The organism is Rhizobium sp. BK060 (genome assembly GCF_014193145.1).
Lineage (GTDB): Bacteria > Pseudomonadota > Alphaproteobacteria > Rhizobiales > Rhizobiaceae > Rhizobium.
In genome coordinates, this window is the sequence record NZ_JACHYW010000007.1 from 18,131 (window position 1) to 31,748 (window position 13,618).

Annotated in this window: 8 protein-coding genes and 4 pseudogenes; 7 read left to right on the forward strand and 5 right to left on the reverse strand. The window is 60.4% G+C overall.

What is annotated here, in order from left to right:
• Positions 1-101: 101 nt before the first annotated feature.
• The gene (soxR, locus tag FHT71_RS09460; protein WP_010059864.1) at positions 102-536 is read right to left on the reverse strand and encodes a redox-sensitive transcriptional activator SoxR; all 435 of its coding nucleotides are present in this window, start codon (positions 534-536) and stop codon (positions 102-104) included.
• 85 nt (positions 537-621) lie between these two features.
• On the opposite strand from soxR, the gene FHT71_RS09465 reads away from it, so the two are divergent.
• From FHT71_RS09465 to FHT71_RS31515, 6 genes and pseudogenes are all read left to right on the forward strand, one after another.
• Positions 622-1,344, forward strand: coding sequence for an SDR family oxidoreductase (locus tag FHT71_RS09465; RefSeq protein WP_132589687.1), 723 nt, complete (start codon positions 622-624; stop codon positions 1,342-1,344).
• Positions 1,341-2,387 carry an S-adenosylmethionine:tRNA ribosyltransferase-isomerase gene (locus FHT71_RS09470; RefSeq protein WP_132589689.1) on the forward strand — a complete coding sequence of 349 codons (1,047 nt, stop codon included), beginning with the start codon at positions 1,341-1,343 and terminating at the stop codon, positions 2,385-2,387. Before FHT71_RS09465 ends, FHT71_RS09470 begins: the two co-directional genes overlap by 4 nt.
• An 83-nt stretch (positions 2,388-2,470) precedes the next feature.
• Positions 2,471-2,769 (forward strand): annotated as a pseudogene (locus FHT71_RS09475) (hypothetical protein); the annotation flags it as partial.
• 170 nt (positions 2,770-2,939) lie between these two features.
• Positions 2,940-4,643 (forward strand): annotated as a pseudogene (locus tag FHT71_RS09480) (acetoacetate--CoA ligase); the annotation flags it as partial.
• A gap of 239 nt (positions 4,644-4,882) precedes the next feature.
• Positions 4,883-5,212 (forward strand): annotated as a pseudogene (locus FHT71_RS31510) (helix-turn-helix domain-containing protein); the annotation flags it as partial.
• 21 nt (positions 5,213-5,233) lie between these two features.
• Positions 5,234-5,716 (forward strand): annotated as a pseudogene (locus FHT71_RS31515) (IS30 family transposase); the annotation flags it as partial.
• A 323-nt stretch (positions 5,717-6,039) separates the two neighbouring features.
• Here FHT71_RS31515 and FHT71_RS09490 read toward each other — a convergent pair.
• Positions 6,040-7,824 carry an APC family permease gene (locus FHT71_RS09490; RefSeq protein WP_132589717.1) on the reverse strand — a complete coding sequence of 595 codons (1,785 nt, stop codon included), beginning with the start codon at positions 7,822-7,824 and terminating at the stop codon, positions 6,040-6,042.
• A 243-nt stretch (positions 7,825-8,067) separates the two neighbouring features.
• On the opposite strand from FHT71_RS09490, the gene FHT71_RS09495 reads away from it, so the two are divergent.
• Positions 8,068-10,437, forward strand: coding sequence for a DUF1989 domain-containing protein (locus tag FHT71_RS09495; protein WP_183719551.1), 2,370 nt, complete (start codon positions 8,068-8,070; stop codon positions 10,435-10,437).
• A gap of 4 nt (positions 10,438-10,441) precedes the next feature.
• Here FHT71_RS09495 and FHT71_RS32145 read toward each other — a convergent pair whose 3' ends face one another.
• From FHT71_RS32145 to FHT71_RS09510, 3 genes are all read right to left on the reverse strand, one after another.
• On the reverse strand, positions 10,442-11,041 hold the full coding sequence (locus tag FHT71_RS32145) for a PAS domain-containing protein (RefSeq protein WP_183719553.1): 600 nt from the start codon (positions 11,039-11,041) through the stop codon (positions 10,442-10,444).
• 115 nt (positions 11,042-11,156) lie between these two features.
• Positions 11,157-12,494, reverse strand: coding sequence for an NAD(P)/FAD-dependent oxidoreductase (locus tag FHT71_RS09505; RefSeq protein ID WP_183719555.1), 1,338 nt, complete (start codon positions 12,492-12,494; stop codon positions 11,157-11,159).
• A gap of 68 nt (positions 12,495-12,562) precedes the next feature.
• Positions 12,563-13,603, reverse strand: coding sequence for a DUF3445 domain-containing protein (locus FHT71_RS09510; RefSeq protein ID WP_132589725.1), 1,041 nt, complete (start codon positions 13,601-13,603; stop codon positions 12,563-12,565).
• Between the last annotated feature and the right edge of the window lie 15 nt (positions 13,604-13,618).

Consider the following 13,618-nt stretch of genomic DNA (forward strand, 5'->3'; position numbering starts at 1 on the left):
TAGTCGGACGTTGCCCGTCGTTACAAAGCCTATCGGCCAATATGGATTTGGGCGACATTGAATAATCGGGAAAATCGTTCGGCGTAACGTTGGAGGCTCATTCACCCCAGCCAATACCTCGCCCCCGGGCCTTTGCGCCCTGCCACGTCGGCAGGGTTCGCCAAGCGGCATCGGTCGATCGACAGGCAGCCGCAACCGATGCATTCGCCAAGACCAGACCGCAGGCGCTGTAGCTCGGCTATGCGTTGGTCGATACGTTTTGCCCACACGCTCGACAACCGCGACCAATCCCGACGTGACGGTACGCGATCGGCCGGCAGCTTGGCGAGCTCGGCGCCGATCTCCTCAAGCGTCAACCCGATCCGCTGTGCAAAGACGATGAAAGCGATCCGCCGCAATGCAGACCGGTGGTAGCGTCGATGTCCCGAGCCGGCGCGCTCGGATGCGATCAACCCACGCTCCTCATAGAAGCGCAGAGCTGATGAGGCAACGCCGCTGCGCCGCGACACGTCGGTGATGGTCAGCATCGGATCCATGCATAAATAAAAGCACGAAGCTCTCTTGACTTCAAGTTAACTTGAACTTGTAGCAGTTAGGGGTACCCATTGAAGGAGCACCGCAATGCAGGCGAATATCGATCTTCAAGGACTTCGCGTAGGGATCACCGGCGGCACTTCCGGCCTCGGACTGGCGCTTGTGCGGCAGCTTGCCGAGAAGGGTGCGAGCGTTGCCTTCGTCGCCCGCACCGCCGCGAATGTCGGACGCGTCGCAGCCGAGACGGGCGCGCACGGCATTGTCGCCGACATCGGCAAGAAGGAAGACATCTACCCGATCGCGATGCAAATCACTGCCAATCTTGGCGGTGTCGACGTCCTGATCAACAATGCGTCGAGCCTCGGTCCTGTGCCTCTGGCGCTTCTTGCCGATACGGAGTGCGAGGAGCTGGAAGCGGCGCTCGTAGTCAACCTTCTCGGCGTCTTCCGGCTGACGAAAGCCCTGTTCGGTGCGCTTGCCACGTCCGCGCGCGAGGGCCGCGGCGGGCTGGTGATCAACATCTCCAGCGACGCGGCGGTCAACGCCTATCCCGGTTGGGGCGCATATGGCGCGAGCAAGGCAGCGCTTGCCCATCTGACGGCAATCTGGGACTCGGAGTCGAACCCAGATGGAATAAGGTTTCTTGCCCTCGACCCGGGCGATATGGACACCCCGCTGCACGCGCTGGCGCTACCAGACGCCGATCGGTCGACCTTGAAAGATCCGGAGCTGGCCGCTGCCGAGATCATCGAAAAGATGCTCGACGCGTTGCCGAGTCACGATGCGCTTACCGCCGGAGCCCACGCGTGATCGCCGCTGATCGGCTCGATCGGCAATCGGCCAGGCTGCTCGTCGTGGAGCCGGACGGCACGATGCGCGACCTGCCGCGGGCTAACCTCGGGACGTTATTCGATCCTGGAGATCTGGTTGTCGCCAACGACGCTGCGACCTTGCCTGCCAGCCTGCACGGCACGCATCTCCAATGTGGAAAGACAATCGAGATCCGCTTAGCCGGCTGGCTGTCACCTTCCGCTCCAGTCCGTTTCCTTGCGATCGTCTTCGGCTCGGGCGATCACCGCACCCGCACGGAAGATCGGCTACCGCCGCCTGCGCTGTCATCAGGCGATCGCCTCCAGCTCGGCCCACTTCAAGCCGTCGTCAAGCGCGTTCTCGACCATCCTCGCCTTCTCGAGCTTAGCTTCCAAGGCACCCGAGCAGCCATGTTTACAGGACTGGCGCAGCATGGCAGGCCGATTCAATACGCGCATGTTCCCGAGCCGCTGGCACTGTGGGATGTTTGGACGAGAATTGCCGCCCGGCCGGTCGCGTTCGAGGCGCCATCGGCTTCCTTCGCGCTCGACTGGCGCACACTGCAAGTTTGGCGTCGGCGCGAAATCGGTTTTGCAACACTCACGCATGCCGCGGGGATTTCTTCCACCGGCGATCCCGCGCTCGACTCGCGCCTTCCCTTCGACGAGCCGTACCACATCCCTGAATGTACCGTGGCGCAGGTAGCGCGGGCGCAGCTCAGGGGCAGCCGCATCATCGCGATCGGCACGAGCGTCGTGCGCGCACTTGAAGCAGCCGCCAATCCCGATGGCAGCGTGCGTGCCGGAGATGGTATTGCGACAGGGCGCATCGCATGTGGCACTCCGCTCGGCGTCGTCGATGCGGTTCTCACTGGCGTCCACCAGCCGGGCGAAAGCCATTTCGAGCTGTTGCGCGCCTTCGCCGACGACGGCCTCCTCGCCAGTGCCTCCACCGCTCTAACTGCATGCGGTTACCGTGCGCATGAATTCGGCGATTCCATGCTGCTCAACCGTCAACCGCCACTTTATTGGCGCGAACCTTAGATGGATAGAGCAGTTTGCATCGCCGTTCCTTGGCTGGCCCGCCGGCACTGAAGCGTCGCGTAAGGCCGGTTGGAACATCGGCTCGCTCGCGCAAGGTGGTGCTCGGCGCCATCGTGATCAATGGCAGGATTCAGCAGGAGGCCGACGTGGAACACCTCGTCGCTCAGTAGATCTTCGATCTCTCGGCCGATCTGTCGTCCTGCCGGGCGCGACAGTGAATTCTGGCCGCCGACCGGACGCGGCGGCGACGTGTTCGCGCACGGCTCTTCATGCAGCCCGGATTCTCGCGAACGGCTGGCGCCGGGGCTTCGGCTGAGAGATATGTTTGTGCCGGACCTTTGATATCGATACCCTGAAGATCAAGGGCAGGAATTTTCAGTAGATTTGCTGCTGACTAATGGTAGCCACGGCGCAGCGGTGGTTCGATTCCCATCAAGGCGCTCAATGTCTCAAACGAACCTACTGAGACGCGCGGTTCGCAGATCTTCTTGTGACAATGCTCGTTCTGGATCCGACGCTCTTCCGAGGGCTGGCCCCATTCTTAGGACACTCGCCCGCTTCTTCCCCGATGCGCAGCTGAACTACGCCGAGAACCTGCTGGTCAAGCAGGGCGCCGCGGACGCCCTGCTTTTCCGCGGCGAGGACAAGGTCAATTATCGCTGGAGCTGGGACAAGCTCCATTCCACTGTCTCCAAGCTGCAGCAGGCCTTCCGCGCTATGGGCATCGGCAAGGGTGACCGCGTCTCGGCGATGATGCCGAACATGCCGGAGACCATCGCCTGCATGCTGGCCTCCGCCTCGATCGGTGCCATCTGGTCGTCCTGTTCGCCCGATTTCGGCGAGCAGGGCGTGCTCGACCGCTTCGGCCAGATCGAGCCAAAGTTGTTCATCACCTGCGATGCCTATTGGTACAATGGCAAGCTCCAGGATGTCGGTGACAAGGTCCGCGCCGTGGCGCCGCCCGGTCGTGGTCGTCAAATATGCGGGTGACACCGAAGCGCTCGCCGCCTCGCTGCCCAACGCGCAGACGTTCGACGCGGTGACCATCCCTTTCACCGCTAGGCCGGTGGAATACGAGCCGCTGCCATTTTCGCATCCGCTCTATATCCTCGTCTCGTCAGGCACGACCGGGGTGCCGAAATGCATTGTCCATTCCGCAGGCGGTACCCTGCTTCAGCACCTCAAGGAACACCGTTTCCATTCCGGGGTAGGGGAGGGCGACAAGCTTTTTTACTTCACCACCTGCGGCTGGATGATGTGGAACTGGTTGGCCTCCGGGCTCGCGAGCGGCGCGACGCTCTGCCTGTTCGACGGTTCGCCCTTCGCGCCCTCCGGCAATGTGTTGTGGGACTATGCTGCGCAGCAACGCTTTGCGATCTTCGGCACCTCGGCCAAATATATCGATGCCGTGCGCAAGGGTGGCATCGAGCCACTCAAGACGCATGATCTCTCAGAACTCCGCCTCATCACCTCCACCGGTTCGCCGCTGTCGCCGGAAGGCTTTTCCTTTGTCTATGAGGGCATCAAGCCGGACGTGCAGCTCGCCTCGATCTCCGGTGGCACCGACATCGTCTCCTGCTTCGTGCTCGGCAACCCAGTGAAGCCGGTCTGGCGCGGCGAGATCCAAGGCCCCGGCCTCGGCCTTGCTGTCGATGTCTGGGACGACGAGGGCAAGCCGGTTCGCGGCGAAAATGGCGAACTGGTCTGCACCAAGGCTTCCCCTCCATGCCGGTGGGCTTCTGGAACGACGAGAACGGCGCGAAATATCGCGCAGCCTATTTCGAGCGCTTCGACAATGTCTGGTGCCACGGCGATTTCGCCGAATGGACAGAACATGGCGGCCTCATCATCCATGGCCGCTCGGATGCGACGCTCAATCCCGGCGGCGTGCGGATCGGTACGGCCGAGATCTACAACCAGGTCGAACAGCTCGAGGAAGTGGCCGAGGCGATCTGCATCGGCCAAGATTGGGATGACGACGTGCGAGTCATCCTCTTCGTCCGCCTCGCGCCTGGCGTGTTCCTGGACGCGGAACTCGACAAGAAGCTCACCACCAAAATCCGTGTGGGTGCGTCGCCGCGTCACGTGCCGGCCAAAATCATTCAGGTCGCCGACATTCCGCGCACCAAGTCGGGAAAGATCGTCGAACTCGCCGTCCGCGAGGTCGTCCACGGCCGACCGGTGAAGAATAAGGAAGCGCTGACCAATCCGGAGGCGCTGGAGCTCTTTGCTGGGCTGGACGCACTAAGTGTCTAGGCGCCATCGTGATGAATGGCTTGTTGCGCAATAATGAGGCTACGTTTCGCGGCCAATCGTGGAAAAGTTCCATAAGTTATCTTATCCGACTTCTGGATGTAGGGGCTATTTAGTAATGCGACAGTTGGGCCCGTTAGAGATGCGACAGTCTCGCCTCTCGACGCACTGGTCAAAGCCAACGTTGGGAGCAAGGATGACGATCTTCAGCCTGGTCGAGACCATGAGCGGTCGGAGTCGTCATGTCCTTTATGATCACCATGTCGCAGAAAGAATTGCATCGCCTCGACGTCATTCAGAAGATCCGTGATCAGCGCCTGAGCGTCGTCCAGGCTGCCGAACTGCTCGACCTCAGTCGAAGTCAGGTCCATCGGCTGCTGCGGGCCTATGACCGGGATGGTCCAACTGGCCTGGTTTCGAAGAAGCGAACGCAGCCGAGCAACCGGCGCCACAGCGAGGAGTTTCGCAATGCGGCGCTGGACCTGATCCGCGAGCGCTATCTGGATTTCGGTCCGACGCTGGCGCGCGAGAAGCCGCGCGACGGCTTGATCCCGCTTGACTACAGAATCTCCCAACGCCCGGATTTTATTGGTGATCGTTCACAGTTCTGGCATTGGGAGGGCGATCTCCTGATCTTCCGGCGTGAACTCGGAGAGACCAACGTCACCTCGCTCGTCGAGCGCAAGAGCCGCTATACGGTGATGATCAAGAACCGCAGCCGGCACTCGCGGCCAATCATGGACAAGATCATCGATGCGTTCTCACCTTTGCCGGCCTTCGCCCGCCAGAGTTTCACCTTCGACCGTGGTACCGAGTTTCGCGGCTTTCGGGCTTTGGAAAATGGGATCGGCGCCAGAAGCTGGTTCTGCGATCCCAATTCGCCCTGGCAAAAAGGCGCTGTCGAGAACACCAACAAGCGCATTCGACGCTTCATGCCAGGCGATACGGATCTGTCCAATGTCGCTCAGCAGCAGCTCGTCGACCTCGCTCATCACCTGAATTCGCTGCCAAGAAAGTGCTTGGGCTACAAAACACCGGCGGAGGTCTTCATGGCGCATTTGCGTGAATGCGGCTAATCCCCTACCCTTCACACGCCCATGTTGCACTTGGTGTAGATTCTCCAACTCTTGCTGGTCTTGGATCGTTGGTAAGCGTGCTGACTGGATGTGCAGGCAGCACAAAAGCAGTTGCCGGGGCGCCGGCCCTTTTGTGGCGCCCGATAAAGCTTATGACAGCAATGCTTGACCAGATCATTCCCCAGACCGGTGCCGGGGCGGTCATCCCCGGCAACCATTCGCGCAAGATCCCCATCCTCCCCGGGCCCGGCCATCTACGAGATGCGCAACTGCCGAGGATAAATCAAGTGACGGGAAGATGCTGGTTCTGCCCTCGCCTTGCGTTATCCTGGCAGTTGGAAAAACCAATTGGCGATCAGCACGATTGCGAGGCCGCCGGCAAGCGCCAGATATGGCAGAATACCTGCCTTCTTCACACCTAGATCCAATCCGACCAGGCCCAGATCCTCCATCGCCCCGGCAGGGAACTTGCCGCCGTCGCGCACATAGTGCCTGTAGGCGAAAACCGGCAGGATCAACGCGGCGAAAGCGAAGCCGATCCAGAGCGCGTTTGCGTAACCCCAGACCTTGGCACCGGCACCGAGGAAGAGCGCATTGACGAAAGCGAGAACGGTGTTGAGGCCGATGAGCCAGGTCGGCGCCTTCCACGGACGCCCGATATGGCCGGAGTCGATGCGGTGGATCCAGCCGGAATTGAGATTGAGGAAGTTGAAGATGATGTAGCCGACGTTGGAGACGGCGAGCACGAAGAAATAGCCGCTGGTGTCAGATGCAATGGCGAGAAGGGCGAGGTTAAAGGCGAAGTCCGTCCACATTGCCCTGGTCGGTGCGCCATTCTCGTTCACATGGTCGAGATATTTCGGCAGCCAGCCGTCCTTCGAGCCCTGATAGAGCGTGCGTGAGGAACCGGCCATCGCGGTCATGATCGCGAGGAACAGCGCCAGGATCATCAGGATGACGAGCAGCTGCGTGACGATCCTGCCGGCGCCGATCAGGCCACCGAGCGCTTCGCCTACACCGGTGCCATCTACGATGCCCGGCGCCAACATGCCGGCATGGCCGAGCACGCCCTGGAAGGCGAAGGGCACGAGGAAGAAGAACAGGCAGCAGGCAAGACCGGAATAGAAAATCGCCTTGAACGTGTCGGTCTTCGGATTCTTGAGCTCGCGCGTATAGCAGACGGCGGTCTCAAAACCATAGGTCGACCAGGCAGCGATATAGAGGCCGCCGAGGAAGAGCGTCCAGCCACCATTGCTCCAGATACCGTCGGTACCGGCATAGGCGGCTGTCGGCGGCACGAGGCCGGTGACGTTGGAGGCAATGATCTGGCCGCTGACGATCGGATAGACACCGATGATCAGCAACGGCACGAGAACGATGATCGCGAGCCACTTCTGCACACTTGCCGTCTCAGAAATGCCGCGATGCTGGATCGCGAAGATGATCAGCATCAGGATCCCACCAATGAAGAAGGTGGCGTTGATGTTGGCGGTCGCGAGGAATGGAATGTTGAAGCTGACGAGAGACCAGTTGCGGATGGCTGGCGTCAGCGCGGCAACGCCATCGGCGCTGAGCAACGTGCTTACAGCATCCTGTGGCGACGTGCCGGCGTGAGCTGCAATATATTCAGCAACGCGCGGGCTATCGGCCGCTATAGACGTGGCATGCGCGCTGATCCAGGTGACGACGGCCTGCGAGTCCGCCGCCGGGATCGGGAAAAAGGCATTGAGAATATAGCCGGCTGCGATGGCACAACCCAGTGACAGCACCGGCGACCAGGCAAACCAATTGCACCAGACCGAGAGTGGCGCGATGAACTTCGAATAGCGCAACCAGGCAGTCGCACCGTAGACGGAGGCGCCGCCGGACTTGTTGGCAAACATGCCAGCAATTTCCGCGTAGGTGAAAGATTGCAGAAATCCCATGATCATCGAGATGATCCACACGGCGAAGGCGAGCTTGCCCGTTGTTCCGGCGATACCGCCGATGGAGAAAAGAACGAGCGGCGGCACGCCCGCAGCAACCCAGAACGCGCCCTTCCAGTCGAGCGCGCGTATAAGCTTACCTTCGGTGCCAGCGGAAACGCCGGCGTCCACAATATCAGTCATCGATGAAGTTCCCCGTTTTTGTTCCGAACGTAACTTTCGTACGTCTCCTTGAACGTGCCTCCCATGGCATTTCGGGCTTGCTGGAGGTTTTCGTGAGCCGCGTCTGCACGCGGATTTCCAGTCTAGGCCCTTTATAGAAAGTAAATATATTTTCTTTTTAGTCAACATCCCTTTACTTTCGGGAGGCGTTTTGTCAGCATGATCCGAGTGCCGGGAGGCACATCGTTCCGCCGAGAGGATTGCATGCGAGATCTCCATCCGACGATCGCCGGAGTGCGGCCCCCTTCGGCGAGCATGATCCGCTATCCGGGCATCACGACATTGCCGCCGAATACAGAACGCTACCGCTGCAAGGGTGGCGGATCGCTCGTTATGCGCGTCGAGCCCGGTGATCATATCACGGTGACCGACAGCGAGGGCGGACAGGCCTGCGAACTGTCCTTCCTCGATACGACGGGCAAGTTCCAGGCCGCCGGCTTGGGAACGGCCTTCACCGATGCTGCGGAAGGGCTGAAATCCATCCTCTCTTCCGACGACGAGAGCGCGGCAAGAACCCGCGCAGCATTGCAACGCCGTGGCGCCGATCTCTCGAAAGCCGGGGCTCTTCGTATCCTTGGAACGGCATCGCCTGCCGGCAGCACGGCCGAGTTCACGATTGCGCTGACAGGCCTGTTGATCGTCACGGCACCGGGCGATGCCATGTCACCGGAGGCACAGGACACCACGACGCCGATCGAGATTAGAATTCGGCGCAGCCAATTCATCCGCGACTATGCCTCCGCCCTGCCGGAACCGCTGGCAGACCCAATCGAGGATATCCGTATCAGGGCGGCCACGGCGTCCGCCTACTTCGTGCGCGCCGGCGAATTCATCCAGATCATCGACGTCTACGGCCGGCAGTGCACCGACTTCCAGGCCTTTGCTGCCCGCAAGGTGGACAAGGGGTTGGATCTCGCGCTCGATGCCACCATCACCCGCACTCTGCTCGGCCGCAGCTATCCCGCGCCCGGCCTGCCCTCGAAAGCCTTCGATCGCGACTTCGAACCGCTGGTGGAGATCGTGCAGGATACGGTCGGGCGTCACGACGCCTTCGCGACCGCCTGCAATTCCCGTTATTATGACGATATGGGCTATCCTGGCCACGTCAATTGCACCGACAACTTCAACGCGGCGCTGGCGCCCTATGGCATTGCCGGCCGCAAGGGCTGGGAAGCGCTCAACTACTTCTACAACACCAATATCGACCACAATAATCAGCTCTATCTCGACGAACCGTGGTCGCGGCCGGGCGACTATGTACTGATGCGGGCGCTGACCGATCTCGTCTGCGTCTCCTCCTCCTGCCCCGACGATATCGACGCGGCGAATGGCTGGGATCCGACGGATATTCACGTCCGCACCTTTTCCGGAAAAGAGAAATTCTCACGAGCGGTAGCCTATCGCATGACCCCTGACGCCGACGCCGAACTGACGCGCGAAACCGCGTTCCACCCTCGCCTCTGCGCACTGACGCGGGATTACACCGAATATCGCGGCTACTGGCTGCCGAACCGCTTTGCCGCCGAAGGCCCGGTCGAGGAATATTGGGCCTGCCGTGAACATGCTGCCGTCATCGATCTCTCGCCACTTCGCAAGTTCGAGGTGACGGGGCCGGATGCCGAAGAGCTGCTGCAATATTGCCTGACACGCGATGTCCGCAAGCTATCGACCGGCCAGGTCGTCTATTCAGCCATGTGCTATGAAAACGGCGGCATGATCGACGACGGCACGCTCTTCCGGCTCGGCGACAAGAATTTCCGCTGGATCGGCGGCGACGACTACAGCGGCATCTGGCTGCGCGAGCAGGCTGAGAAGAAGGGTTTCAAGGCCTGGGTACGCTCATCGACCGACCAGATGCACAATATCGCCGTGCAGGGACCTAAGAGCCGCGACATCCTGAAGGAGATCATCTGGACGGCGCCGCGCCAGCCGACGATCGGCGAACTGGAATGGTTCCGCTTCGCCGTTGGCCGCATCGGCGACTTCGAGGGCGCTCCCGTCGTCGTCTCGCGCACGGGTTACACCGGTGAGCTCGGCTACGAGATTTTCTGCCATCCCAAGGATGCTTTGACCGTCTTCGATGCCGTCTGGCAGGCGGGGCAACCGCACGGTCTGAAGCCCATGGGTCTCGAAGCACTCGACATGGTTCGCATCGAGGCGGGACTGATCTTCGCCCATCACGAATTCACCGACCAGACGGATCCCTTCGAGGCCGGCATCGGCTTCACCGTGCCGCTGAAATCCAAGCAGGATGATTTCATCGGCCGCGACGCACTTATCCGCCGCAAGGAGAACCCACGCCACCTTCTGGTCGGACTAGATGTCCAGGCCAATGAAGCGGTCGACCATGGCGATTGTGTTCATATCGGCCGAGCACAGGTCGGCGTCGTCACCAGCGCCACACGCTCGCCGATCCTCGCCAAGATGATCGCGCTTGCCCGCATCGACGTGACTCATGCAGGCGTCGGCACCGCGGTTGAGATTGGCAAGCTCGACGGCCAGCAGAAACGCTTGCCGGCCGTCATCGTGCCGCTCTCACACTACGATCCGCAAAAGACGCGGCCGCGGTCCTAATCGGCTACTCCGTTTTGCGCTGCGCATTCGAGATCGCCCGTGCGGCCTCCTCCGAAGAGTTGGCGAGAGAGCGCATCTCCGCCGCCAGCACGGCAAAGCCGGACCCAGCCGTTCCGGCTCTTGCCGCCTCTATGCCGGCATTGACCGCAAGCAATTTCAGGTAGCGCAGAGACTGCAGAATTTCGCCGGTCTTGGAGGCGGTGACCCGCATATCCGCGGTCTGTTCGTCGATACGCCGATAGAGCGATTCGATATTGATGATGCTGCCTTCGAGATAGAGCAGCGCGCCCGCTTCATCCCATACGCCGCCGCCAGTCTCCGTGACCCAGATGAAATGACCGTCACTGTGGCGTATCCGATATTCCATCGTCCAGTCGGTGCGGTTCTCCAACGCCTTGCCGACAACCTCGTCCATGATCGGCACGTCCTCCTCGCACATGATGGAGGTGAAGGTCCGCGTGCGGTTGCCGATGATCTCGTCGGCGCGATAGCCGAAGACGCGCTCGATGCCATCGGTCATTTCCAGCATCGTATAGTTCTCATCGGCGCGGCAACGATAGAGAAAGCCGCTCATGCGGCCGAGAACGCTCGTTTGGAAATCCATGAAGACCATGCCCGAAGAAAAAGAGTTGCAGATCAAGGTGCTTTGTCTTGTTTCAAACACACCGGAAAGGGCCGCGACGAACGGCCCTTTCCGGTTATGAAGTCTTACGAGATCCTCAGTTACGCAGATATTCCTCCATCGAGTCGTCGAGCGCTTCGACCCAGGGCGTGTGATGCTTCGGCGACAGATTGCCGGTCATCAGTGAGCGATAGGCATGGTCGCGGAAACCCATGATGTTTTCCGCCTTGTGGTGCTCCCACTCCATGAAGGTCTTGTTCGTGCCTTCGATGTCAAAGCTCGGATAGTCGGTCTCGGCAAGCAGCTCCTTCACATAGTCGCCCTGATACCAGATCATCTGCTCGGCATCTTCCAGCGTCTCCTCGCGGGCACGCCACATATCGAAATTCGCCTTCAGTTCCTCTTCCGGCGGCAGCTCGATGCGGCCCATCATGACATCGCGCGCCCACCAGGCCTGCACGTCGAACATGTTGAAGGTGTAAAACTGGTCCTGCATGCCGATATAGAAGAGCTGCGGATTCTTGTCGAAGATCACGCCTTTGTAGAGACCGTCGGCCCACAGCCGGTTGGCGGTCTTCAGGCGCAACTCGTCCGGCAGGAAAGGAAAATGGTGCTGGTATCCGGTGCACAGGATCAACGCATCGACCTGCTTGCTCGAACCATCGAGGAAATAAGCGGTCTTGTTTTCGAGCTTGGTCAGTAGCGGCCGTTCCTCGAAATTCTCCGGCCATTTGAAGCCCATCGGCTTCGAGCGGTAGCTCGTGGTCACCGATTTGGCGCCGTATTTCCAGCATTGCGAGCCAATGTCTTCGGCCGAATAGCTGCGGCCGACGATGAGGATGTCCTTGCCCTTGAATTCCAGCGCATCGCGGAAGTCATGGGCATGCAGCACACGGCCGTTGAAGGTCTTCACACCCTCGAAATAGGGAACGTTCGGCGTCGAGAAGTGCCCGGTGGCGACGACGACATAGTCGAATTCCTCGTCATACATGCGGTCTTCGACGCGGTCGTGCGCTGTTACCGTGAATTTCTTCTTGTCCTCGTCGAAACGCACCATGCGTACCGGCGTGCTGAAGCGGACCCATTTGCGCACATCCGCCTTCTCGACGCGGCCCTTGATATAGTCCCACAGCACGGCGCGCGGCGGATAGGAGGCGATCGGCTTGCCGAAATGTTCCTCGAACGAATAATCGGCAAATTCCAGGCATTCCTTCGGGCCGTTCGACCAGAGGTAACGATACATGCTGCCGTGAACCGGCTCACCATATTCGTCGAGGCCGGTGCGCCAAGTATAATTCCAAAGCCCTCCCCAGTCCGACTGCTTTTCGAAGCACACGACTTGCGGAATGTCGGCACCCTTCTTGGCAGCCGATTGGAAGGCCCGCAATTGAGCGAGCCCCGATGGTCCGGCACCGATAACGGCAACTCTTGTCATGAAGCATTCCCCTTCTCGATTCTATCGAAGTTCTTATCGCATGCAGTCATTTGGCGCGGCGGCCGGGATCAATCCGGGAAGATGCCGGGGCTTGTGGGAGCCCCGTCGTCATATGTCGAAAGCCAGTCGATCGTCGTCTGGCGGTAGCGCGTCAGGCCCTTGTAGTCGATGAGTTCCGGCGGCAGGGTGCGTAGCACGCGCGGAAAGCGGCGCGCCCACTTCGGCACGGTCACGAGCTCGTTCATGTTCATCAGATAGCAGCGGATGACGAAGAGAATGGCGTTCGAACGCGGCAGACGCCAAAGGCTCTGCAACTCGACGCGCAGATGCACCTTCTCGCCGACATTCGCTGGCGTCACGGTCGTGCGGTCAGGACCCCATTTGGGATAGTTCTCAGGACTGGTATCGAGGCGGGGATTGATGGTCATCGTCCAGTTGAAGCGCCGCGTCGGCTTGCCCTGCTGTAGGTTCAGGAGGAACTTCAGCGCGCGGTCGAAGACGCCGATCTGATGGGCAAGCGGCACCGGCCCGTGCCATTCCATGAAATTCATGCCGATGTCGAAATCAAGCGACCAGTCGGCCTGCGTCGTCACCATGCCGGCATCCATCCACAGGTTGCCGTCGCGCTGGTCGACGATGCAGAAGTCACCCTGGGCCTGGCGGGTTATGTATTCGAAGGGCTCGTAGGGCAGCGTTGAAGCATCGCCGAAGGTGAAGCTATCGTCGATGCCGAGCGGCCGGTTGATCCAGCGCCACTGGTCGCCGTTCTTGATCAGCGTGAAATGCTCGGGGTAACCGGCGGCCTGCTCTTCCATCAGCAGCTCCAGCGTATCCCATTGCGCCGTCATCATATGCGGCAGCGCCTGATAGCGCAGCGGATCTTCCTTCAGCACCAGCGCCCGATCGTGCATCTCGGCGACATAATGCTCATCGACATCGATCAGGCTTTCGTAGACGGTGCCCGCCTGCCCCTTCACATGCGGTTCCATGTTGACGGAATACATGTACTCGTCGCGATCGAAGGGGAACGGAAAGCGCCGGATGTTTTCCGGACTGTTCCGGTAGCTGAAATCGTCCCGGAAGGTTTCCTGCTTGAAGGCGATTGCCATGTCCGTTCTCCTGGT

Bases quoted from the DNA above. Each gene is read 5' to 3' on its own strand.
- soxR (WP_010059864.1), bottom strand. From the start codon at position 536: ATGGATCCGATGCTGACCATCACCGACGTGTCGCGGCGCAGCGGCGTT.
- FHT71_RS09465 (WP_132589687.1), top strand. From the start codon at position 622: ATGCAGGCGAATATCGATCTTCAAGGACTTCGCGTAGGGATCACCGGC.
- FHT71_RS09490 (WP_132589717.1), bottom strand. From the start codon at position 7,824: ATGACTGATATTGTGGACGCCGGCGTTTCCGCTGGCACCGAAGGTAAG.
- FHT71_RS09495 (WP_183719551.1), top strand. From the start codon at position 8,068: ATGCGAGATCTCCATCCGACGATCGCCGGAGTGCGGCCCCCTTCGGCG.
- FHT71_RS32145 (WP_183719553.1), bottom strand. From the start codon at position 11,041: ATGGATTTCCAAACGAGCGTTCTCGGCCGCATGAGCGGCTTTCTCTAT.
- FHT71_RS09505 (WP_183719555.1), bottom strand. From the start codon at position 12,494: ATGACAAGAGTTGCCGTTATCGGTGCCGGACCATCGGGGCTCGCTCAA.
- FHT71_RS09510 (WP_132589725.1), bottom strand. From the start codon at position 13,603: ATGGCAATCGCCTTCAAGCAGGAAACCTTCCGGGACGATTTCAGCTAC.